General features: G+C 67.1%; 19 protein-coding genes and 1 tRNA gene. 6 read left to right on the forward strand and 14 right to left on the reverse strand.

Going from position 1 to position 20,253, the window contains the following annotated elements; translation table 11 throughout:
• Positions 1-6: 6 nt before the first annotated feature.
• Entirely contained in the window at positions 7-780 is a 774-nt protein-coding gene (locus ACFQQD_RS12315; RefSeq protein ID WP_378089737.1) for an isoprenyl transferase, read from the reverse strand.
• Between the two features lie 216 nt (positions 781-996).
• Between ACFQQD_RS12315 and ACFQQD_RS12320 the strand changes: the two genes are divergently transcribed.
• The 3 genes from ACFQQD_RS12320 (at position 997) to ACFQQD_RS12330 (ending at position 3,217) form a co-directional block, all read left to right on the forward strand.
• Positions 997-1,656, forward strand: a complete 660-nt coding sequence (locus ACFQQD_RS12320) for a hemolysin III family protein (protein ID WP_378090134.1) — start codon at positions 997-999, stop codon at positions 1,654-1,656.
• Positions 1,657-1,692: 36 nt separating this feature from the next.
• The gene (locus ACFQQD_RS12325; RefSeq protein WP_378089739.1) at positions 1,693-2,415 is read left to right on the forward strand and encodes an MOSC domain-containing protein; all 723 of its coding nucleotides are present in this window, start codon (positions 1,693-1,695) and stop codon (positions 2,413-2,415) included.
• Positions 2,416-2,551: 136 nt separating this feature from the next.
• The gene (locus tag ACFQQD_RS12330; RefSeq protein WP_378089741.1) at positions 2,552-3,217 is read left to right on the forward strand and encodes an NADPH-dependent F420 reductase; all 666 of its coding nucleotides are present in this window, start codon (positions 2,552-2,554) and stop codon (positions 3,215-3,217) included.
• Positions 3,218-3,328: 111 nt separating this feature from the next.
• Here the strand turns inward: ACFQQD_RS12330 and ACFQQD_RS12335 are convergent, their stop codons facing one another.
• A complete protein-coding gene (locus tag ACFQQD_RS12335; protein ID WP_378090136.1) occupies positions 3,329-3,760 on the reverse strand; it encodes a hypothetical protein in 432 nt (143 codons plus the stop codon).
• Positions 3,761-3,815: 55 nt separating this feature from the next.
• Complete coding sequence (mca, locus tag ACFQQD_RS12340) at positions 3,816-4,910, reverse strand: mycothiol conjugate amidase Mca (protein ID WP_378089743.1); 1,095 nt, start codon at positions 4,908-4,910, stop codon at positions 3,816-3,818.
• Positions 4,911-5,067: 157 nt separating this feature from the next.
• Here mca and ACFQQD_RS12345 point away from each other — a divergent pair, with 157 nt between their 5' ends.
• The 3 genes from ACFQQD_RS12345 to ACFQQD_RS12355 all read left to right on the forward strand — a co-directional run bounded on the left by ACFQQD_RS12345 (position 5,068) and on the right by ACFQQD_RS12355 (position 7,077).
• Positions 5,068-5,547: a DUF4307 domain-containing protein gene (locus ACFQQD_RS12345; RefSeq protein WP_378089745.1), complete on the forward strand. Its 480-nt coding sequence runs from the start codon at positions 5,068-5,070 to the stop codon at positions 5,545-5,547.
• A gap of 269 nt (positions 5,548-5,816) precedes the next feature.
• Complete coding sequence (gene greA / locus ACFQQD_RS12350) at positions 5,817-6,308, forward strand: transcription elongation factor GreA (RefSeq protein WP_378089747.1); 492 nt, start codon at positions 5,817-5,819, stop codon at positions 6,306-6,308.
• 118 nt (positions 6,309-6,426) lie between these two features.
• Positions 6,427-7,077 (forward strand): GPP34 family phosphoprotein, encoded by a 651-nt coding sequence (locus tag ACFQQD_RS12355; RefSeq protein WP_378089749.1) that lies wholly within the window; start codon positions 6,427-6,429, stop codon positions 7,075-7,077.
• Positions 7,078-7,119: 42 nt separating this feature from the next.
• Here ACFQQD_RS12355 and ilvA read toward each other — a convergent pair whose 3' ends face one another.
• The 11 genes from ilvA to ACFQQD_RS12410 all read right to left on the reverse strand — a co-directional run bounded on the left by ilvA (position 7,120) and on the right by ACFQQD_RS12410 (position 20,228).
• A complete protein-coding gene (ilvA, locus tag ACFQQD_RS12360; RefSeq protein WP_378090138.1) occupies positions 7,120-8,352 on the reverse strand; it encodes a threonine ammonia-lyase in 1,233 nt (410 codons plus the stop codon).
• A gap of 98 nt (positions 8,353-8,450) precedes the next feature.
• Complete coding sequence (locus tag ACFQQD_RS12365) at positions 8,451-10,007, reverse strand: AI-2E family transporter (RefSeq protein WP_378089751.1); 1,557 nt, start codon at positions 10,005-10,007, stop codon at positions 8,451-8,453.
• Positions 10,004-10,963, reverse strand: coding sequence for an aldose 1-epimerase family protein (locus ACFQQD_RS12370; protein WP_378089753.1), 960 nt, complete (start codon positions 10,961-10,963; stop codon positions 10,004-10,006). Before ACFQQD_RS12370 ends, ACFQQD_RS12365 begins: the two co-directional genes overlap by 4 nt.
• A 41-nt stretch (positions 10,964-11,004) precedes the next feature.
• On the reverse strand, positions 11,005-11,937 hold the full coding sequence (locus ACFQQD_RS12375) for a Bax inhibitor-1/YccA family protein (protein ID WP_378089755.1): 933 nt from the start codon (positions 11,935-11,937) through the stop codon (positions 11,005-11,007).
• 236 nt (positions 11,938-12,173) lie between these two features.
• On the reverse strand, positions 12,174-13,223 hold the full coding sequence (locus ACFQQD_RS12380) for an integrase core domain-containing protein (RefSeq protein WP_378089757.1): 1,050 nt from the start codon (positions 13,221-13,223) through the stop codon (positions 12,174-12,176).
• Positions 13,224-13,633: 410 nt separating this feature from the next.
• Positions 13,634-13,706: transfer RNA gene (locus ACFQQD_RS12385), tRNA-Leu, on the reverse strand.
• Between the two features lie 87 nt (positions 13,707-13,793).
• Positions 13,794-15,209 (reverse strand): NAD(P)/FAD-dependent oxidoreductase, encoded by a 1,416-nt coding sequence (locus tag ACFQQD_RS12390; protein ID WP_378089759.1) that lies wholly within the window; start codon positions 15,207-15,209, stop codon positions 13,794-13,796.
• A 49-nt stretch (positions 15,210-15,258) separates the two neighbouring features.
• The gene (locus tag ACFQQD_RS12395) at positions 15,259-16,851 is read right to left on the reverse strand and encodes a DUF501 domain-containing protein (RefSeq protein WP_378089761.1); all 1,593 of its coding nucleotides are present in this window, start codon (positions 16,849-16,851) and stop codon (positions 15,259-15,261) included.
• Between the two features lie 52 nt (positions 16,852-16,903).
• Positions 16,904-17,845 (reverse strand): septum formation initiator family protein, encoded by a 942-nt coding sequence (locus ACFQQD_RS12400; RefSeq protein WP_378089763.1) that lies wholly within the window; start codon positions 17,843-17,845, stop codon positions 16,904-16,906.
• Between the two features lie 170 nt (positions 17,846-18,015).
• Positions 18,016-19,302 (reverse strand): phosphopyruvate hydratase, encoded by a 1,287-nt coding sequence (gene eno / locus ACFQQD_RS12405; protein WP_378089765.1) that lies wholly within the window; start codon positions 19,300-19,302, stop codon positions 18,016-18,018.
• Between the two features lie 107 nt (positions 19,303-19,409).
• Positions 19,410-20,228 (reverse strand): MazG nucleotide pyrophosphohydrolase domain-containing protein, encoded by an 819-nt coding sequence (locus ACFQQD_RS12410; RefSeq protein WP_378089767.1) that lies wholly within the window; start codon positions 20,226-20,228, stop codon positions 19,410-19,412.
• Between the last annotated feature and the right edge of the window lie 25 nt (positions 20,229-20,253).

Here is a 20,253-nt window from a genome sequence, read left to right on the forward strand (position 1 = left end):
TCACCGTCAATTGCCGAAGCGGCGCTGACGTGAGGCGAAATCCCGGAGAGCTCGGACGAAGTCGACCCGGCGGAAGTCAGGCCAGAGAGCCTCACAGAAGTAGAACTCGGAATAGGCCGACTGCCACATCAGGAATCCGGACAGTCGCTGTTCTCCAGAGGTGCGGATGACCAGGTCAGGGTCGGGCTGCCCGCGGGTGTAGAGCCGAGCGGCGATCTGCTCGTCGGACAGTTCACCGGCGACCTCGGCGGCGGTGCGCCCCTCAGCATCGGCTTCCAGCAAAAGTTCCTTGACGGCGTCCACGATCTCGCGGCGACCGCCATAGCCCACCGCCACGTTCACATGCACGCCGTCCGCGTCCGCGGTACTGGCCTGGAGACCGTCCAGGGTCTCCGCCAAGCCCGCCGGCAACAGCTCCGAGGCGCCCACTGCCTGAACGCGGACGCGCTGCCCATTGGCCAGTCCATCCCCGAGGCGCTTGAGCGTATTGTCGATGATGCCGACCAATTGGTCCAGTTCCTCCGGCGGGCGGCCCATGTTGTCCGTGGAGAGCATGTAGAGGGTGACGACCCTGATGCCGAATTCGTCGCACCAACCGAGGAACTCGTGGATCTTCTCGGCCCCCGCCAGGTGACCGTCCGCCGTCGTCGCGCCGGAGGCCTTGGCCCAGCGGCGGTTGCCGTCCAGCACCACGCCGATGTGCCGGGGCAGCCGTTCGTGGTCGAGACCGGAGGCCAGCCGACGTTCGTAGAAGCTGTAGAGGACGTTCGGGAGCTGCATGGTCGTCCCCTTCTGGCCGGTGCGCGCACCGCGATGGTCCGCGGCGCCTGTTCAGTCCCTACGGTATCGAACCGGAGGTCGAGCTCGTCGATGCACTCCGAACGGTAATCTGGCCGCATGGTCCTCTTCCCCTCCGGCGGCCCCTCCGACGGCCCTTCCGATGGCCTCTCCGACGGCCCCACCAGCGCGTCGGCCACCACGTCGTCCCGGTGGCGGATGGACCGGATCACCGACCCGGACCACCCCGATTTCAAACCCAGGCTGCGCGGGCTGAGTCACGCCGTGATGACGCCGCTGGCGCTGATCGCCGGAATCGTCCTGGTGATCATGGCACCCGATCCGGGGCTCAAGTGGGCCAGCGGGGTCTACGCGATCACCGGCCTGCTGTTGTTCGGCGTTTCCGCTACGTATCACTTGTTCCAGTGGTCACCGCCGGTGGCACTCGTGCTCAAACGACTCGACCACACGAACATCATGCTGGTGATTGCTGGCACCTACACCCCGCTAGCAGTGGCCTTATTGACGCCGGACCGGGCCACGGTGCTGCTGGCCGGCGTCTGGATCGGCGCGCTGGCCGGCGTCGCCTTCCGCCTGTTCTGGACCTCCGCGCCGCGCTGGCTGTACACGCCCGTCTATGTCCTGCTCGGTCTGGCCGCCCTGCTGTACATCGGGGATTTCTTCGCCGCGAATGCCGTGGCCGCCGTTCTGGTCTGTGTCGGCGGCGCCTGCTACATCATCGGTGCGGTGTTCTACGCCCTGAAACGCCCCAATCTGCACCGGGAATGGTTCGGCTTCCACGAACTGTTCCATGCCTTCACCGTGGGCGGCTTCGTGTGCCACTACATCGCGATCATGGCCGCCGTGCTGCCGGCCTGATCACCGAGGTGATGTCGCGAATGGTTGGATAGAGCCATGCCCGATCCGCTGTCCACACCGCCTCGTGCCGGCGTCATCGCTGCCATCCGTGTTGGTCGCGTCAGTGAGGTCACCTGGCGTGGTGAAACCGTCCGCACCGGTGCTTTCAAGGAGGCCGTAACCGGGGACGTGGCCGTTGGACCCCTCGGCTTGGCGGGGGACGAGCAAGGCGACCTCGTCAACCACGGCGGACCAGACAAGGCGGTGCTCTGCTACGGCCGAGCGCACTACGCCGACTGGCGGGACGAGGGAATCGACCTGCCGGAGGGCGCCTTCTTCGAGAACCTGACCGTGGACGGGCTGACCGAGGCCGACGTCTGCCTGGGCGACCGCTGGCGTGCCGGTGACGTGCTCTTCGAGGTGAGCCAGGCCCGCCAGCCCTGCTGGAAACTGTCCTCGCGGTGGTCCATCCCGGATTTGGCCCGGCGTGTGAAGAGCACCGGACGCTCCGGCTGGTATCTGCGCGTCGTGGAAACCGGGGACCTCCGCGCCGGGACGCACCTGGTTTTGGTGGATCGATGGCCCGAGGCCGTGGACCTCGCCGAGATCGCTCGGGTGATGAACGTGGACAAGCACGATGCGCCGGCTATCGAGCGCGTGATGAACTCTCCCGGGCTGCCCGAGGGCTGGCGAGCGGCGCTGCGCAAACGGCTGGGCGAGCGGGTGGGCGAACGGCGGCAGTCGCTGCGGGTCACCGATGAGGATGCCGCAGGCCGCTGACGGGAAAACCACCCGACTCGGCCAGTGAAGCGCACCACATCGCCGCCCGTGGAGGAATACTTTCCGCTCGAATCCTTGTTTCCGCCACCGGGCCCCTGCGCGGGGGACCGACGCAGCATCGACGGCGAAGGACCTCATGACCACCACGGCAGCCAGTATTCGGACGATCGGCATTCTCGGCGCCGGCCGGGTGGGGGCCGCAGTGGCCAGGCGAGCAGTCGCCGTCGGGTTCGAGGTGTGCATCGCCACCGCCAAACCCGCCAGAGAGATCGAACCGACCTTGCGGCGCGTGGTTCCGGGGGCTCGTGCTGTCGAGCCGACCGAGATCACCGAGACGGATCTGACGGTGGTGGCGATCCCCTTGCGCAACTACCGCGAACTGGAGCCCACCCTCTTCGACGGGCAGACCGTGGTGGACGCCATGAACTACTGGACCGCCACAGACGGCGAACTGGCCGCGTTCGACCGAGACCACCGCACCACGAGCGAGATCGTGCAGGAGCATCTGGCCGGAGCCCGCCTGGTCAAGACGCTGAACCACATCGGATACCACGATCTGGAATCCGACCATCGGCACCCGGGCGCCCCGGACCGTCGGGCGCTGGCCGTCGCCGGAGACCACGTCGATACGTGTCAGGAAGCCGCATGGTTCGTCGAGCAACTGGGCTTCGACGCCGTGCAGGCCGGCCCGTTGGCGGCGGGGCGGATTCTCGAGCCGGGCACGGAGATCTTCACCGGCCGACACTCCGCCGAACGGATGCGCTCGCTGGTCGCCCAGGCCTGCGCGAACGTCAGCGCCTAGAGCCGCACGCGCCGGACTCGGCCCTACTGAATCAGTTGTCGGATTCCACCCCAGTGTGGAGACCCCTGACTGGGGCCGAATCCGACACCTGATGTATGGGCGAGACGTCGATCAGTCGCGGCCGGAGTCCGGAGCCTGGGGCACCGGCGGCGGACTGTCGAGATACCCGGGGTACTTCTGCTGCAGGCATGAGCGCTGCGAGTCCAGGTCGGATGCGGGCCGCGCGTCGGGATCCCGGTCCCGGTCCGGGCGCCGTTCCTCCTCGGGCAAGTAGGCCTGGTAGCGCTCAACCAGCATGTCCTCGGCCTGCTCGGAGCGGTACTGCACGCGCCGGACCGAGCGAACCATCAACCGCAGCACCACGATGGCCATCGCCACCATCAGGGCGGTGAACAGGAACCCCTCGATACCGGGCGAGACATCGGCCTGGTCCAGTCCCGGGCGCAGAGTGGGTTCCTGGACTCCCGGTGACGGCTGCGCGGTGGTTCCCGCCTCTGGGCTGGGGGCAGCAGAGGCGGACACAGCAAGCGAAAAGTAGGCCATCACGGTTGACCAGTCTACCGGGACAGCTGGACGGCTCGTTCGGCAGCGACCGGCCTCAACGCAGTCCGGTGAACAGGTCCGTCTCCGGCAGAGTCGTCTCCACGCGGGAGTCGATCAGCACGTAGTCCTCCCACGGCCAGGTGCGCCGCAGCAGGGCGTTCGGTGCGGCGAAGAACTGCCCCTCCGGATCGACCTGCGTCCGGTGAGCTCGCAGCGCCGCATCTCGGTGCTCCAGGTAGTCCGCCACATGGATCTGCGTCGTGACCTGGTGGTTCGTCAAGCGGAACCGCACCGGCCTGCTCGCCCGCTGGACGGAAGCGTCGGCACCGGCGCCCTCACCGTCATCCCTGCCGTCGTCGTCCTGCTGGCTTTCGGCCTTCATCTTCTCGAACCACTCGAGTCGTTCGGTGAAGGGCGACTCCTCCCCCGCCGTCAGGAACGCCTCGTGCAGAGCCAGGTACTTGTCCGGGTTGAAGGCACGGTCGTAGTACAGCTTGGATGGCGTCCACGGCTCTCCGGTGCCCGGATAGCGGTCCGGATCGCCGGCGGCGCGGTAGGCCTCCACGGTGACCTCGTGAGATTTGATGTGATCCGGGTGGGGGTAGCCACCGATCTCGTCGTAGCTGATCAGCACGTGCGGCCGGAACTCACGGATGAGCCGGATCAGCGGGGCCGTCACCTGTTCCAGGGGCAAGGAGCCGAAGCAACCGTACGGCAGGGGTGGCAGCGGGTCGCCCTCGGGCAAGCCGGAGTCCATGAACCCGAGCCAGCGGTGCTCGACGCCCAAGGCCGCCCCGGCCTCCTCCATCTCCGCCCGCCGGACACCGGTGATGTCCCGGTCCAGGCGGACGGTGTCCCCGTATCCGGGATTGAGCAGGTCGCCGCGTTCCCCGCCCGTGCACGTCACCACCATGACCTCGGCCCCGGCGGCTTCGTAGGCGGCCATCATCGCCGCTCCCTTGGACGATTCGTCGTCGGGATGAGCGTGAACGGCCATCAGCCGCAAGCCGTGGGAGTCAGGAACGCCCTGGGCTTCTGCACTGGTGCGGGCGTCCTCGGCATCCAGCGAGCCGTATGACGTCTGCCCCACGGAGACGCCGAACTCGGGTGCACTGTTTCCGTCTCGGTCCTGGGGAGAACTACTGCTCACGTGGCCTTGACTGCTTTCTGCCGCCGGGGCCGTCTGCCATGGGAAGGCGGGCGTCCGGGACGGCGTGCTCGGGAAAGATGACTGAGAAAAGATCGATGCGCGGCACCAAGGAACTCACAACAGTTCCTCTCGGCAGCCCGGGATATCATGGAGTGACATGACTTCGACACCCCAGTCAACGGCGGACCGCGCGCCAGACGACATCTTAGCGAACCGGTATGGGCGCCCCCAACAGACCGGTCGTGCAGAGCCTGCGCGCTGGGGCGGCCGGCGCGGTCGGTGGATCGCCGTCGTCGCCCTGATTCTCGCCGTGGCCACGGTGGTGTGGTTCACCGCATCGGCCACGGCCCAGACGTTGCACTGGAAGGACGTCGGGTACGAGATCACCTCGGACAGCGCAGCGTCCGTGACGTTCCAGCTCACCAAGGAACCGGAAGACACGGTGCAGTGCGCCGTCCAGGTGCTGTCCGAGGAGTATGCCGTGGTGGGTTGGGACACCGTGACCATCGGACCCGAGACGCCCGCCCAACAGATCTCGCCGTCGGAGAAGACGAAATACTACGACGTCGACCTGCGCACCGATGCGCTGGGCGTCAACGGCGGCGTGAACACGTGCTGGATCCCGGAGTCCTCCTAGCGTGACCTTCTGAGACCCACGTCACGAGCAATATGACGTTTCTGAAGCACATCCGTTAGAATTAGCGGCAATAGGTTTTTGGTCCCCGCCTGTCGGAGCTTCTCATCCACCACGAGAGGCTCCGTCGGCGGGGTTCTTGCATGGTTGCCCCCTCGGGCCGCAGTCAGCGGCACAGCAGCATGCATTCGGCGGGATCGGCATGCCCTCGTGGCATCTCGAACTGCTGTTGTTGGCAATTCGGAAGCATCTCGATGAAGGAGACTACGTCCATGAGCAACACCGACAGCGCTCCCTGGCTGACCCAGGAGGCCTACGACCGCCTGAAGAAGGAACTGGATTACAGCTCCGGACCGGGGCGCCAAGAGATCATCGACCGCATCGAGCAGGCTCGGGAAGAGGGCGATCTCAAGGAGAACGGTGGATACCACGCCGCTCGCGAGGAGCAGTCCAAGAATGAGGGCCGCATCCAGGAGCTGAAGCAGCTCTTGGAGACGGCCAGCGTCGGCGACTCCCCGGAGGACAACGGCGTCGTGGAACCGGGCAAGGTCGTGGAGGCCAAGATCGCCGGGGACCTGGAGACGTTCCTGCTGGGCAACCGCGAGATCGCCGATGACAAGGACTCCATCACCGTCTACTCCGAGCGGTCCCCGATCGGTGCCGCCATCCAGGGCGCCAAGGTCGGCGACACGTTGACCTACGCCGCCCCCAACGGCAAGGACATCACGGTGGAGATCGTCTCCGCCACGCCCTACAAGCCCTGACACCACCTATCACCGCGGGGCCGCGTGGGAACCACATCAGCGCGCACCCCAGGCCAAGAACGACGGCGGCGCACCGGTTCTCCGGTGCGCCGCCGTCGTGTCTTGATAGGTTGAGTTCATGCTCATCGTCGAAGAAGTGTTCCTGCTGCTGACCAAGGACAACGGAACCGCCGACCGCGCTTGGGGTTATCGTCGCCATGGGCTGGTGGCGGCGGCCCTGGTGGATCTGGCCCAGCTCGGAGTCATTGACATCGCCGAAGGCCGCGACCCCAAAGTGAGCGTGGTGAAGGCCGGCGTCACGGGCCATGCCTCGCTGGACGTGATCCTGCCCGCGCTGGACGGAATGTCCGGCAAGAAAGTCTCGCGCTTGGTGGCCAGCAGCAAGCTGAATCCCGCCACCGCCGTGGGCCATTCTCTGGCGGAGCAGGGCATCGTGACCGAAGAGTCCCGCATGTTCGGCGGACCGAAGTTCGTCACCGTGAACCCCGCCCCGGAAATCGCGGTGAGGGAGCGGCTGGGCCAGGTCTTGGCCGGCACCCGTGAGCCCACGATCGCCGATGCAGCCGAGCTCGGGATCCTCAAGGCGCTCAACGTCGCCTACGGATTGCTGGGCCCGGCGCGCGGGGACCTGGACCGGCGCGGGCTCTCCCGCCGCATCGAGTCCGTCTCCCGGGATGTTCCCTCCGTGGAGGCCCTCAAGCGCATGGTCGACTCGATCACGGCCTCCACCGTGACCGTGGCCGTGGCGGCGGGAAGTAGCTCTAGCTAGCGTAGCTCTGTTTAGAGCAGCTCCAGCCAGAGCCGCACGACTCTAGTGCTGCACCACCGGCTGATAGCCGGAGGAGCGCAACTTGCCGAGGACCTGTTCCGAGTGCTCGTGCCCGCGGGTCTCCATGTCGATGGTGATGGTGACATCTCCCATGCTCAACGATCCCCCCAGGCGGCTGTGGTCGACTCGCGTGACGTTGGCTTCCGTCTCGGAGATGATCCTCGCGATGTTGGACAACTCGCCGGGACGGTCGCGCAGTGAGATCTTGACGGTGAGGTAGCGACCGCCGGCGGCGAGTCCGGACTGGATGACCTTGAGCATGAGCATCGGGTCCACGTTCCCGCCCGAGAGCAACGCCACCGTGTTCTTCGACTGGATCCCCAGTTCGGCCAGTTTGCCTTCCAGCAGTGCGGCCACGCCGACGCCACCGGCCGGCTCGACGACCATCTTGGAGCGTTCGAGCAGGAACACCAGGGCGTTGGCGATCGCGTCCTCGGAGACCGTGACCACGCCGTCCACGAGTTCCCGCACGATCTGGAAGGGAATCTGCCCCGGCTTTCCCACGGCGATCCCATCCGCGATGGTCGAGACATGAGACAAGGGCACCACGGCGTCGGCGGCCAAGGACGGCGGATAGGCCGCCGCGTTCTCTGCCTGGACCCCGATGATGTTGATGTGCCGGCCCTGTTGGCGGGCCCGCTCCTTCACGGCCACGGCGACGCCGGCCAAGAGCCCGCCGCCGCCGATCCCCATGACCAGGGTGTCGACGTCGGGCTCCTGCTCCAGGATTTCCAGGCCGATGGTGCCCTGGCCGGCCACCACGTCGGCACTGTCGAAGGGGTGGATGAACACCGAACCGGATTCTTCGGCGCGACGCTGTGCTTCGGCGAGCGCCTCGTCCACGTTGTTGCCGTGTAGCACGACCTCAGCCCCGTGATCCTTGGTGGCCTGCAGTTTGGGCAGGGCCACACCGCGCGGCATGAAGATGGTCGCCCGGATACCCAGCTTGGAGGCGGCCAGTGCGACACCCTGGGCGTGATTGCCGGCCGAGGCGGCCACCACTCCCCGGGACTTCTCCTCGTCACTGAGCTTGGCCATCCGCACGTAGGCCCCGCGGACCTTGAAGGAACCGGCGCGCTGGAGGTTCTCGCACTTGAGGTGGACCACGGAATCGGTGAGGCGGCCCAGGGCGCGGGAGTGCTCCAACGGCGTCGGTACGATCACGCCGTCCAGGAGTCTGCGGGCCTCCTCGATGTCCGCCAGGGTGACCGGCAGGCCCGCCGACGATTCTGCAGCCGCGCTGGTGTCGGCGCTGGTGCCGGTGGTGGTGGAGCCGGGAGTGTCGGTGTCCGCACTGCTCTGGGGTGTGGTGGTCACTGCGTTCCTCCGTCCTGGTCCGGCCGGCGGCCGGAGTGGTCCAACTCCGTATTGTCCTCCTCCTCCGAGGCACCGCCGTGAAGATTGCCCGGGGTTCCGGCGGGAGTTCCGGGAGGCTCGTCCTCTGCCCCACGGACACCACGACGACGGCGCGGCAAGAACCGCGAACGCGTCTGCGAACGCTTCAGTTTGCGTCGCGCCTGACGCCGGGCCGCCGCGGTGGTCCCGGCCTCGGCCGAGGCGGGGCCGGCCGAGGCGGGGTCTGCGGAGCCACCGGCGGCTTTGCGCACCACCCCGTCGATCGTGACGTACGCCCGCCCCCACGGGCCTCCGAGGTCGGCAGCACGTTGCTTGAGGTTGCTCTGGCCGGTCGACCTCGTCCCGGGTGGGGCGCCGTCGTCGGTCTCTGGGTGGTCCTCGAGCCATGGCTTGGCATGGAGGTACTTGACGGTGGCGTTGAGGAAGGCCAACAGCGGCACGGCGAAGATGGCGCCGACCAGGCCCAGTACCGCCGTACCTCCGGAGACCGCGAGGAACACGGCCAGGGGATGCAGGTTCACCGCTCGCCCCATGACCAGCGGCTGCAGGACGTTGCCTTCGATCTGCTGGACGAGCAAGACGATGCCGAGCATGATCAGCGCATTGACCCAGCCATTGGCCATCAGCGCCAACAGGACGGCCACAGCCCCGGTCAGCACCGAGCCGACGATGGGGATGAACGAACCGAAGAACACCAGCACTCCCAGCGGCAAGGCCAGGGGCACGCCAAGGACTGCCGCACCGATGCCGATGCCCAACGCGTCCACGAAGGCGACGAAGATCTGGACACGGACGTAACTGCCGAGGGAGCTCCAGCCAGCGAAGGCGGCCCCGTCGATGGCCTCGCGGTGGCGCCCCGGGATGAAGTTGAGGCAGAAGCGCCAGATCCGCTTGCCGTCGTAGAGGAAGAAGATCAGCGTGAAGATCGCCAGCACGGTGCCGGCGGCGATGTTGCCGGCGGTCGATCCGAAGCCGAGGGCACCGGAGAGGATGGTCTGGCTGTTGTTCCGAACGGCGTCACCCAGGTCGGCGAAGATGTCATTCCACTGGTCGGTGGTGACGCCCAGGGATTCCAGCCAGGCGATGATCCCCTCGATGCCCAGCACGATCTGGTCGCGCATGTCCGCGAAACCGATGGCCAGTTGTTGGCCCACCAGCGTCAGCAGGCCCACCACGATGAGGATGAATCCGAGGATGACCACCGCGACCGACACCCCGCGCGGGACGCCGGTACTCACGAATCGCCGAACGACCGGCGAGAGGAACGTGGTCAGCAGTGCCGCGACGATCAGCGGGATCACCAGGAGCGAGACGTGGCTCAACAACCAGATCCCCGCAGCGGCCATCGCCAGCACCAACAGCAGCCGCCAGGACCACGCGGCCGCCACTGTCAGGCCATAGGGAACGTCCGCTGAGACCCGATCGGCCTGCTGTTCTGCCGTCGACAGCTGTTCGATGGCAGCCGGCTCGGGAACCGGTGCGTCGTCGGCTCCCGGCTGCGGACTGGTGCTCAACGTCCGTGCACCGTTCCGGTGATGCCCCAGGAAGCCGCCAACTGCTCCCCCGGGTCCAACCACGTCAGGCCGTCTCCACTGTTCAGCGCGTTGGCCGGAGCCGTCATCGGCTCCACCGCCACCGCCCGGTGGCGTCCCGGGAATCGATCCGTGAAGAAGACATGGACGTAACCATAGGCACGCTCCGCCCACAGTTCCACGCGACGACCATCCGGGGCCGTCAGACGGTGACGGTACCGCCCGTCCTCGTCGGCCTGCAGTCCGGTGAACGCGGAGTCCATCAGCTCGGTTCCGACGCGACGGCCGGCACGGAAATCCTCGGCCGTGCCGTCGACGGCGACGGAACCGGTGGGAATCAGCCGATCGTCCGCGGTGAGCCGGGTGTCCGCCTTCAGGGTCAAGGTCAGGTCCTCGCTGGGCGTGTCCCCGACGCGCAGAAAGGGGTGGGCGCCGAAGGCGACCGGCGCCCTGCCGTCCGAATGATGGGTGAGTTGTTGGTGCACGGTGAGTGCGCCGTCGTCGTTCAGGCTGTAGGTCACCTGATGGGTGAGCCGGAACGGATAACCGTGCTGGGGGTGGATCTCACCGCGCAGCACCACGTGGCGGCTGCTGTGCTCCACGGGAACGAAGGCAGTGTTCCGCAACAGGCCGTGGCTGGCATTGGAGCGAGACGGCTCCGTGAGATCGAGCTGTTGGGCGGCGCCGTTGAGCGTCCAGCGCCCGTCCCGCACCCGGTTGGGCCACGGCGAGAGCTGGATCCCACAGGCCGAGGGCGGGATCTCGTTCTCCCCGTAGGTCTCGACCAGGGCCGTTCCGCCGACCTCGTACCGGCGCAGTGCCCCGGCGAGCGAGGTCGCGGTGACCTCGGCACCGGCGTGCCGCAGGGTGTACTGGGTCCCCGTGGCCGCCGGTCCGCCGAAGGCCCCTGCGTCAGCCGGTGTGGTGGGTTCGATCATGGTGAGGTGACGAGCGGCAGGTCACCGCCCGTCGTCGCCGATCAGTTGTTGCCGCGCAGGATGGCCAGGATGCGCAGGATCTCCACGTACAGCCAGACCAAGGTGACGGTCAGTCCGAAGGCTGCGGACCAGGAGTATTTCTGCGGGGCACCGGCCTGGACGCCCTGGGTGATGGCGGTGAAGTCGACCACCAGGGAGAAGGCGGCGAGGAACACGGCCAGCACGCCAATGCCCAGGCCGAGCAGCGGGAACTCCCCGCGCAGACCGAACATGGCGTCGGTGACCCCGAAGAGCATGAGGAAGAGGTTGACCACCGAGAACAGCGCGTAGCCGATCATGGCGATCATGAAGATCTTCATGGACTTCTTGGTGACCCGCCACTTGCCCGAGGCGTACAGTGCCAGCGTCACGGCGAACACGCAGAACGTGGCGATCACGGCCTGGACGGCGATGCCGGGCCACATCTGCTCGAAGATGTTGGAGATGCCGCCGAGGAACACGCCCTCGGCTGCGGCGTACAAGAGGATCAGCGGCGCCGAGGGTTCACGCTTGAAGGCGTTGACGAAACCGAGGACCAGTCCCACGAGCATGCCGGGGACCATGAGGGAGGGCATCATCCAGCCGACGGCGGCACCCACCACCACGAGCAGCAGGGTGATGACCGTCTTGGAGATGACGTCGTTGTAGCTCATCCGCCCCGTGTCGGCGGGCCCGGCTGCCGGCTGGGCGTACATCTGCTCCAACTGTTCCGGCGTGTACTGCTGGCCCTGCTGACCCGGCCGCCCCTGAGGGGCCTGCTGCGTCTGCTGGCCCTGCTGACCCGCGTACCAGCCGTTGCCCTGCTGCGACTGACCTGGCGCGCCGGCACCGCCCTGGTACCAACCCGGCGTCTGCTGAGTCGCCGCGCCTCCACGTCCGTCACCGGAGTGCATCTGCTGCTGGAAGTTCTTGCTGTTGAAGACGGGGTTGGCCACTGGCCATCTCCTCTACTGGTCGTCGCAGTCCACGATGCTGCTGTCCGGCCTGGTTAGTCCGGTGTGGACCTGCTATGGGGACTGTCACTAGTCTATCCGCCACAGCTGAGAATCAACTGGTCCCAGGAGTATGATCCCTCCGCTCCGAGCGAAAAACGTCACGCTTCTGCGTTGAGCCAGGACCGTTGTGCGTTTCACGCGCTGTCATGTCTCACGTGTGCGTGGACTTTTCTGTCTCAGGTAGGTGTGGGCGTTTCTGTCTCATCAGCTGTGGACCGTTTGTGGCGGTGGTAGTCGTCGTAGCGGGGTAGGGCCATGAATCCACTCGGGATGTTGTTACCGACGTAGCGGGTGCCTCTGGGCGCTTTGTTGAACGCGGCAATCTCGGTGCCCTCGGCATTGAATATTTGAATGTGAGCGTGGTTGTGCATCACGATCACCTCGGCGCCGGCATGGGCCAGACCGAGTTGGTAGGTGGTGCCCATGATGGTTAGGGCACCGGCTGCTTCGATCCGTCGGTGGGAGGTATCCCATTCAGCAGCGGCTTGAGTGGGTTCAGGCGGTTGCGGGGGTTCGGCGTGCTCAACGGCGGCCCACTGCTCGGCCGGGGTGGCCTGGTTGATGCCTTGGTGCGGGCGTTCGGTGTTGTATTCGTGCTCGAACCGATCTAGCAGTGCCTGCAGTTGCACCAAGTCTGCGGCCCGGGGATGGGCCGCCAGGAAACGTGCCAGTGTCGAGTGACTGCGTTCGTTCTTGCCCTGCGTGGTCGGGTGCCCGGGTCGTCCAGTCAGACATTTGACGCCTTGGGACTCCAGGTAGACGGTGAGCTGCCCACGGCGGCCCCGGCGCGTGGTGTTGAACGCTGAACCGTTGTCCGAGAGCAACCGCACGGGGACCCCGTGGCGCTTGATCGCGGTGCTGACCACCGTGATCGCCGACAACGAGTTCTCACTCTGGCAAGCCAGCGAGGCCAGAGACATGCGGGTGCAGTCGTCCAGGACCACGATCACGATGGCCTTGGACCCGCCGGCCAGAGCGTACTCGGTCCCATCGATCTGCCACATGTCATTGGCCCTGGGCCAGACAAACCGGCGATAGGAAGAGCGCGGTCGTTTCTTCGGCTCCGGAGCCACGACTCCGGCGGCCAGGAAGATCCGGGCCGTGCTGGCCCGTGAGGGCAGCCCGTTGATGCCTTGACGGCGCAGACGCTCGAGCACGCTGAGCGGACCGTGGTCCCAGCCGGTCTTCTTCAGCTCGGTCCGTTTGGCCAGTAGCAGCTCAACCATCGCTGGCTCAATGGTGTCCGGACGTCGATGACGGGCTCTGCTGCCTGGGCTCAGAGCTACCGAGGCCCCGCGGTCCCGGGCTATGGATCGAACCTTGTAAAACCACGCCCTCGAGACCCCGTGGCGACGGCAAAACTCCGCCACCGCGCCCCGGGGAGACCTGGAGGGAAAGTTCACCACCTTCAGGCGGATGTTCGGATCCTCAGTCGGGTCATATTCGTAGGGCATCCTGCCAAGACATCACGAACGTCCACGATGACGTGAGACATGCTGTCCACGATGTCGTGAGACACAACTGTCTACGAAGAGCTGAGACTTGACAGTGCGTTTCACGCGCCTGAATCGCACATCGCTCCTGGCTCACCATGATGGACGCACGAAACGAAAGCTCAGGAGAATCAGAAAAAAGGTGCCCCCGGTGGGACTCGAACCCACAACACAGAGATTTTAAGTCTCCCGCCTCTGCCATTGGGCTACGAGGGCCAGCACCACCGGGACGACGACGGCCCGGAACCCCTCAAGGGTACCGGGCCGCCGTCGTCATTCAGCCCAAAAAGCTGCGTCTGTGAGTCAGGAGTTCGAGGACTCCAGGACCTTGGGGTTGTCGAAGCGGCCCGGCTTCATTTCGCCGCCGGCCGCCTCGAGGAACGGGTTGTGCGGGTTCTCGAGGCCTTCGATCGGCGTGGTGTCGCGGCCGAAGACGCATTCCATGATCCAGCCGCTGATCACACGGGCCTTGCGCTCGTACATCGGCATGGCCAGGCCGTGGTACCCACGGTGGGCCAGCCAGGCCGGCACGCCGCTGAGCTTCAGGCCCAAGGGGTTGCCGACGCCCTTGCCGTAGCCGAGGCCGGCCACCGCGCCGAGGGACTTGTGCACGTATTCCTCCACGGCACCTTCACCGAAGCGGACGGCCAGCAGGTTGGCGGCCAGGCGGCGAGCCTGGCGCACGGCGTGCTGGGCGTTGGGGACGCAGAATCCGCCGGGGCCATCACCCGTCAGGTCCGGCACGGCGCACACGTCGCCGGCGCCCCAGGCACCCTCGAGGACTCCGCCGTCGCCGTCGGCAATCTGCAGGGTGGGGGTGACCTCGAGGCGGCCACGCTGCTCGACCGGGAAGTCGGTCTGCTTGGCCACCGCGTTGGCGGCGACGCCTGCGGTCCAGACCAGGGTGTCCGCTTCGAAGGAGCCGGCGTCCGACTTGTCCTGCATGTTCATCAGCTTCAACACGCCACCCTCGGCGCTGGCGAGCGAGGTGTTCAGCAGGACCTCGATGCCGCGGGTCTTCAGGTGCTCGACGACCTCGACGGCCTGCTCCTCGGTGACCTCCGGCATGATGCGGCCCATGGCCTCAATCAGCACGATCCGGGCGTCCGACTGGGCCAAACGCGGGTTCTTCTTGATCGCGGAGCGGATGAGATCTTCCATCTCGGAGATGGTCTCGACGCCGTTGAAACCGCCGCCGACCACGGCGAAGGTCAGGGCGCGGGAGCGCGCGGCGGCGTCGGTCATGGTGGAGGCGATCTCGATGCGGTCCAGGATTTGGTTGCGCAGCTGGACGGCTTCCTGGACGGTCTTCATACCGATGCCGGCCTCGCCCAGACCCGGGATCGGGAACACGCGGGTGGTGGCACCGGCGGTCATCACGACGTCCTGGTACGGGATCTCGAACTCGGCGCCGTCCTGCGTCTGGACGGTCGCGGTCTTACGGGCGTGCTCGACCTTGATGACCTTGCCCTGGACGATCTCGGAGTTCTTCAGGTGGGTGCGGTGGTCGACCACGATGTGGCGGGGCTCGATGTGCCCCCCGATGACCTCCGGCAAGAACGGCTGGTAGGTCATGTACGGCAGCGGGTCGACGAGGGTCACGACCCCGCCACGCTCCTTGACCTTCTTCTCCAGGTTCTTGGCAACGTACAGGCCGGCGTAACCTCCGCCGACGATCAGGACACGGGGCTTCGGAGAGAGCTGCGGAGTATTTGCCATGGCACCAACCCTAAACCCCTTTCCGTACTTCGTGAAACTTTTCACAAAGTCACAAAGTGACGTCCTCGAACTGCGAGAGCGCGATGCCGTCCAGGATGTCGTGTTCCGAGGTCACGGCCGAATCCACGGCGCCCTGGCTCACCTGGGCGACCCTCCGCACGATCGCCGACCAGATCAGAGCACCGGCGCCGATCACGTCCACCCGGCCGGGATGCATGTACGGCAGGGCGGCCCGCTCCTCACGAGTGGAGGACAGCAGCCGGTCGGCCGTGCTGGTGATGGCGTCCACGCCCAGTTCGGTGCCGTGAATGACGTCCGGTTCGTAGGCGGTCAGGTCCAAAGCGGCGGCAGTCACCGTGGTCACCGTTCCGGCCACACCGACGACGGCGGCCGCCTCCCCCAGCGGAAGGCTCACCTCGACCTCGTCCAAGACGGCCTCGATGTCCGCGACGGCCGCCTCAATCTCGGCCTCGGTCGGCGGATCGGTCCGCAGGTGGCGTTCCGTGAACCGGACGCAGCCCATCTTCACGCTGATGGAGTCGGTGACCCGGGGGCCGGCAGTCTGGCCGAGCGACCCGAGGACGAACTCGGTGGACCCGCCGCCCAGATCGACGACCAGCACGGTGCCCGACTGCTGCAGCACCGACGCCGCGCCGGCGAAGGACAGGGCGGCCTCCTCGCGACCCGAGATGACCTCGGGTTCCACGCCCAGTCGTGCGCGGATGCCGGCGGTGAACTCGGCGGAGTTCTCCGCATCCCGGCTGGCCGAGGTGGCCACGAACCGGACCGAGGTGGCGCCCAGGTCCCGGATGATCGCGGCGTAGTCGTCCGTCGCGGCGAAGGTGCGTTCCATGGCGGCGTCGGTCAGCCGCCCGGTCGCGTCGACGCCCTCGCCCAGGCGGACGACCCTCATCTCACGATGCAGGTCCACCAGGCGCGGCTTCCCGTCCACCTTCTCTCGTCGAGCCACGAGCAGCCGGATGGAGTTGGTGCCGCAATCGATGGCGGCCACGATGCCACCGGGTCGTTGTGCCGGCGTCGGGTTCTGCTCTCCGGCGAGTCGTTTCACGTGCCGGCTGAGGTCCTTGCTGGGCACCGGCGCCTCCGGATCCCACGCGCCTTCGCACCAGCACGTCTCGGGAGTCCAGTCTTCTCGGATGCTCTCGAGGGCCTCATCGCCCAGGGGATTCACGCCCGGACCGGCGGCCAGAGAATGACCCACGAGCACGTGCAGGCATTTGACGCGTTCCGGCATGCCACCGGCCGAGATACCGGCGATCTCGGGTACCTCGCCCGTGCCGGCGACCTGCCCGACCCGGTCGCGTTCCTCCAGATAGGCCTCGTGGGCTGCCCGGTAGCGTGCAGCGAGATCCTCGTCGTGTGCCAACCGTTCCGTCATCTCGGCCATCCGGCCGGCGGCCTCGAGCCGGGATATCGCCGCCGTCAACACCGGGTGGGTCACATAGAACGTGGTGGGGAACGGGATGCCGTTGGACAACCGGGGCGCCGTGGTGGCCACCAGAGGGTTTCCGCAGACGCATCGCGCACCGATCTCGACGACGTCCCGGGCCGGACGGTTCAGTTGCCGGCTGATGGTGTCCAGGTCCTGCTGGGTGGGCGTACGGTCCAGGTTGTGCTTCACGATGTCCTCTTGCCTCGGTCTCTTCGCCTGGTCTCGGCCCGCAGGCGCCAGGTCAGTCAGTGCCGGCTCGCACCACGGAGTCCCACAGGGCGTCAGCCCACGGCAGGTCCTGATTGACCTCGCTGGGGCTGGCCGGCGGCGGAACGGGATCCTCCACGGTCTCGTCCCCACCGACGACCATATAGGTGCGCTCCCCCGGCATGACGAGATTGAACCGCTCGCGCGCCTGCTGCTGAATGTAAGCCGGGTCGTCCCAGCGAGCGATCTCCCCCGTGAGCTCCTTCTGCAACTGCTGCTCGGCGGCGATGTCCTCCCGCACGGTGCGGAGTTCGGCCTGCTGGTCGAGGAAGACCCGAAGCGTGGGGGCCAGCAGGGTCGCCGCCACGAACAGCACGATCAGGAAGGCGATGGAGCGGCCGGTGAAGTGACGAGCTGGAACGGGCTCGACCGCCACCGGCGCCTCGGGCTCCGCCGTGCTGGCACCGGCCTTCCCGGCCGGAGTGGCCTTCCCGGTCGAGGTGGTTCCCGCCGCGCCCTTCGCTCGCGTCGATGCCGGGCCCGTGCCGGCAGCGGCGCTGGTGGTACCTGTGGCGTCTGCTGTGCCGGCCTTGCGGGACCGCGGCGACGACGGCGCGCGCGGCGGACGCTGCTTGGACCGGTGCAGCAGTTCCCGGCGTTCAGCAGCGCGACGTTGTTCCGGAGACGGCGCAGGAGCCGGAGCTGGAGACGGTGCCGAGGACGCTGAGCCCGCGCCGGCCGGCGACGACTCCGGTCCGGACACGTCCGGTCGAGCCGCCTCCGGTCGAACCGCCTCGGGTGCAGGGTCCCGGGTCGCTTCGGAGTGACGCGAAGGGGCAGCATCCAACGGGATGATTTTGGCCGAATGCCCGCCGACGGCACCGGCGCTGGTGCCGGTACCGGTGCTGAAGCCCGTGCCGACGTCGACCAATTGACGCTGCGAGGTCTTGGGTACGCGGGGTCGCCGAGTTGCCACCTGTACCTCCCGGTTGCCCTACCGTGTGCGTGCCGATTGCCAAGCCGACCAGGTCTCTAGCAGAGTCCCGACGGCGGTGGACCCAGAGCCAACCTCCGGGATCCTTCTGACGATAACCGGTGGACACGCCGCGACCGGGACAGCGCGCCGTGCAGAGTGCAGAGCATTTCTCAGGAGGCGGCGCGGAACCTCGGGAAGGCGGAGGCACCCGCGTAGACGGCCGAGTCACCGAGCTCCTCCTCGATGCGGAGCAGCTGGTTGTACTTGGCCACCCGGTCGGAGCGGGCCGGGGCACCGGTCTTGATCTGCCCGGCGTTGACCGCCACGGCCAGGTCGGCGATGAAGGTGTCCTCGGTCTCGCCGGAGCGGTGGGAGATCATGCTGCGGAACTGGTGCCGCTGGGCCAGGGAGATCGCGTCGAAGGTCTCGGTCAGGGTGCCGATCTGGTTGACCTTGACCAGCAGGGCGTTGCCGGACTTCTCGTCGATGCCGCGCTGCAGCCGCTCGGGGTTGGTGACGAAGAGGTCGTCGCCCACCAGCTGCACCGTGGCGCCGAGTGAGGAGGTCAGCTGCTGCCAGCCGGCCCAGTCGTTCTCATCCAGTGGGTCCTCGATCGAGACCAACGGGTAGTGCGCGGCCAGTTCCTCGTAGTACGCGATCATATCCGCGGCCGACTTCTGCTCGCCCTCGAAGGAGTAGCTGCCGTTCTCGCAGAACTCGGAGGAGGCCACGTCCAACGCCAGAGCGATGTCCGCACCCGGGGTGTAGCCGGCCTTCGTGATGGCCTCGGTGATCAGATCCAGGGCGGCACGATTGGACGGAAGGGAGGGCGCGAAGCCGCCTTCATCGCCCAGGCCGGTGCCCAACTCCCGCTCCTTCAGGACCTTCTTCAGCGTGTGGTAGACCTCGGCGCCCCAGCGCAGGGCCTCGGAGAAGCTCGGCGCACCGATCGGCGCGATCATGAACTCCTGGATGTCCACGTTGGAGTCCGCGTGGGCGCCACCATTGAGGATGTTCATCATCGGCACCGGCAGCACGTGCGCGTTCGGTCCGCCCAGGTACTTGAACAGGGACAGATCGGACGAGGCCGCCGCGGCGTTGGCCACGGCGAGGGACACGCCCAGGATGGCGTTGGCGCCGAGCTTGCCCTTGTTCTCCGTGCCGTCGAGATCGATCATCAGCGTGTCGATGAGGCGCTGATCGGTGGCGTCCTCGCCCTCGATCTCCTCGGAGATGTTCTCGATCACGGCATTGACCGCATTCAGCACGCCCTTGCCGAGATACCGCGACTGATCGCCGTCGCGGCGCTCGACGGCCTCGAACTCGCCCGTGGACGCACCCGAGGGCACTGCGGCACGACCGAGCGCACCGTCCGTCAGCAGCACTTCCACCTCGACGGTGGGGTTGCCGCGGGAATCGAGAATTTCACGGGCATGGATGGCGTCGATCAGGGCCATGTGCGGTCTCCTTCGAAGACTGATGAGGGGCAGTGCAGTACAAGCGTGAAGGCCAGCGCCAGAGCAAGCACAGGCCTACGGTACCGACGGTGCGGCGCGGGGCCAGCCTAGCCCGTTCCCGGCGACCCGGACTCGTCGTGACGGAGCAGCCCCAACTGACGGCGCAGGGCTCGCTCCGGATCCAGGCCCGCGGCTCGGGCCCGCTGGACCAGCCGGAACAACTCGGCGCCGAGCTCACGCTCATTCTCCAACACGGCCGGGTCCTGGCCCGACGGCGGAGGGCCGGGTTCCGGAAGCGGGTCCACCGGTTGCCGTGCGGCCCGGTCGATGACCTTGGCGGCCGCCGCCAGGGCCGGCAGGTGTGCCGGCACGGCGGCGAACGCCGCCGCTGTCGGAGCCGACGGAGCTGACGAGACTGACAGAGCAGCAGGACTCTCCGAGCCGGCGTCGGGCCCGGGTTCACGCTGCGGCTCACCCTCCGATTCACCCTCTGACTCGCGCTCGGCGCGCTTGATCCGTTCCCAGTTCTTCTCGATGTCCTCCACGATCGCGGCCGCGAGATCCTCGGGATCGCGCAGAGTTCCATCGGGATGGAAGACATGCGGGTTGCGGCGGATCATCTTGGCCGTGATGGCCTCCACGGTGCCGTCGAAGGTGAAGCCCCCGGCTCCCTCGGCAATGGCGGAGTGCAGCACCACCTGAAACAGGACGTCGCCCATCTCTCGGCGCAACCGCTCGTACGTGCCGTCGGCCAAGGCGGCCTCGGGCCACTGCTCCGGATCCCGGGATTCGATGACCTCCACGGCCTCGTAGGCCTCTTCGATGAGGTACTCGCTCAGGGCGTCATGGGTGAGCCGGCGCGTCCAGGGGCAGTGTTCCCGCAGCTGGGCGACGATCCACAGCAGCCGGTCGACGGAGGCGGTCACGCGATCAGTTCTCTCTCGTCACGTC

Origin of the sequence: Citricoccus sp. GCM10030269 (assembly GCF_042665635.1) — a bacterium.
In the GTDB taxonomy this organism is placed as follows: Bacteria; Actinomycetota; Actinomycetes; order Actinomycetales; family Micrococcaceae; genus Citricoccus.

What these genes read in the sequence shown, in the direction of transcription:
- ACFQQD_RS12315 (WP_378089737.1), bottom strand. Translation starts at nt 780, where the DNA reads ATGCAGCTCCCGAACGTCCTCTACAGCTTCTACGAACGTCGGCTGGCC.
- ACFQQD_RS12320 (WP_378090134.1), top strand. Translation starts at nt 997, where the DNA reads ATGGACCGGATCACCGACCCGGACCACCCCGATTTCAAACCCAGGCTG.
- ACFQQD_RS12325 (WP_378089739.1), top strand. Translation starts at nt 1,693, where the DNA reads ATGCCCGATCCGCTGTCCACACCGCCTCGTGCCGGCGTCATCGCTGCC.
- ACFQQD_RS12330 (WP_378089741.1), top strand. Translation starts at nt 2,552, where the DNA reads ATGACCACCACGGCAGCCAGTATTCGGACGATCGGCATTCTCGGCGCC.
- ACFQQD_RS12335 (WP_378090136.1), bottom strand. Translation starts at nt 3,760, where the DNA reads ATGGCCTACTTTTCGCTTGCTGTGTCCGCCTCTGCTGCCCCCAGCCCA.
- ACFQQD_RS12345 (WP_378089745.1), top strand. Translation starts at nt 5,068, where the DNA reads ATGACTTCGACACCCCAGTCAACGGCGGACCGCGCGCCAGACGACATC.
- greA (WP_378089747.1), top strand. Translation starts at nt 5,817, where the DNA reads ATGAGCAACACCGACAGCGCTCCCTGGCTGACCCAGGAGGCCTACGAC.
- ACFQQD_RS12355 (WP_378089749.1), top strand. Translation starts at nt 6,427, where the DNA reads ATGCTCATCGTCGAAGAAGTGTTCCTGCTGCTGACCAAGGACAACGGA.
- ACFQQD_RS12370 (WP_378089753.1), bottom strand. Translation starts at nt 10,963, where the DNA reads ATGATCGAACCCACCACACCGGCTGACGCAGGGGCCTTCGGCGGACCG.
- ACFQQD_RS12380 (WP_378089757.1), bottom strand. Translation starts at nt 13,223, where the DNA reads ATGGTTGAGCTGCTACTGGCCAAACGGACCGAGCTGAAGAAGACCGGC.
- ACFQQD_RS12390 (WP_378089759.1), bottom strand. Translation starts at nt 15,209, where the DNA reads ATGGCAAATACTCCGCAGCTCTCTCCGAAGCCCCGTGTCCTGATCGTC.
- eno (WP_378089765.1), bottom strand. Translation starts at nt 19,302, where the DNA reads ATGGCCCTGATCGACGCCATCCATGCCCGTGAAATTCTCGATTCCCGC.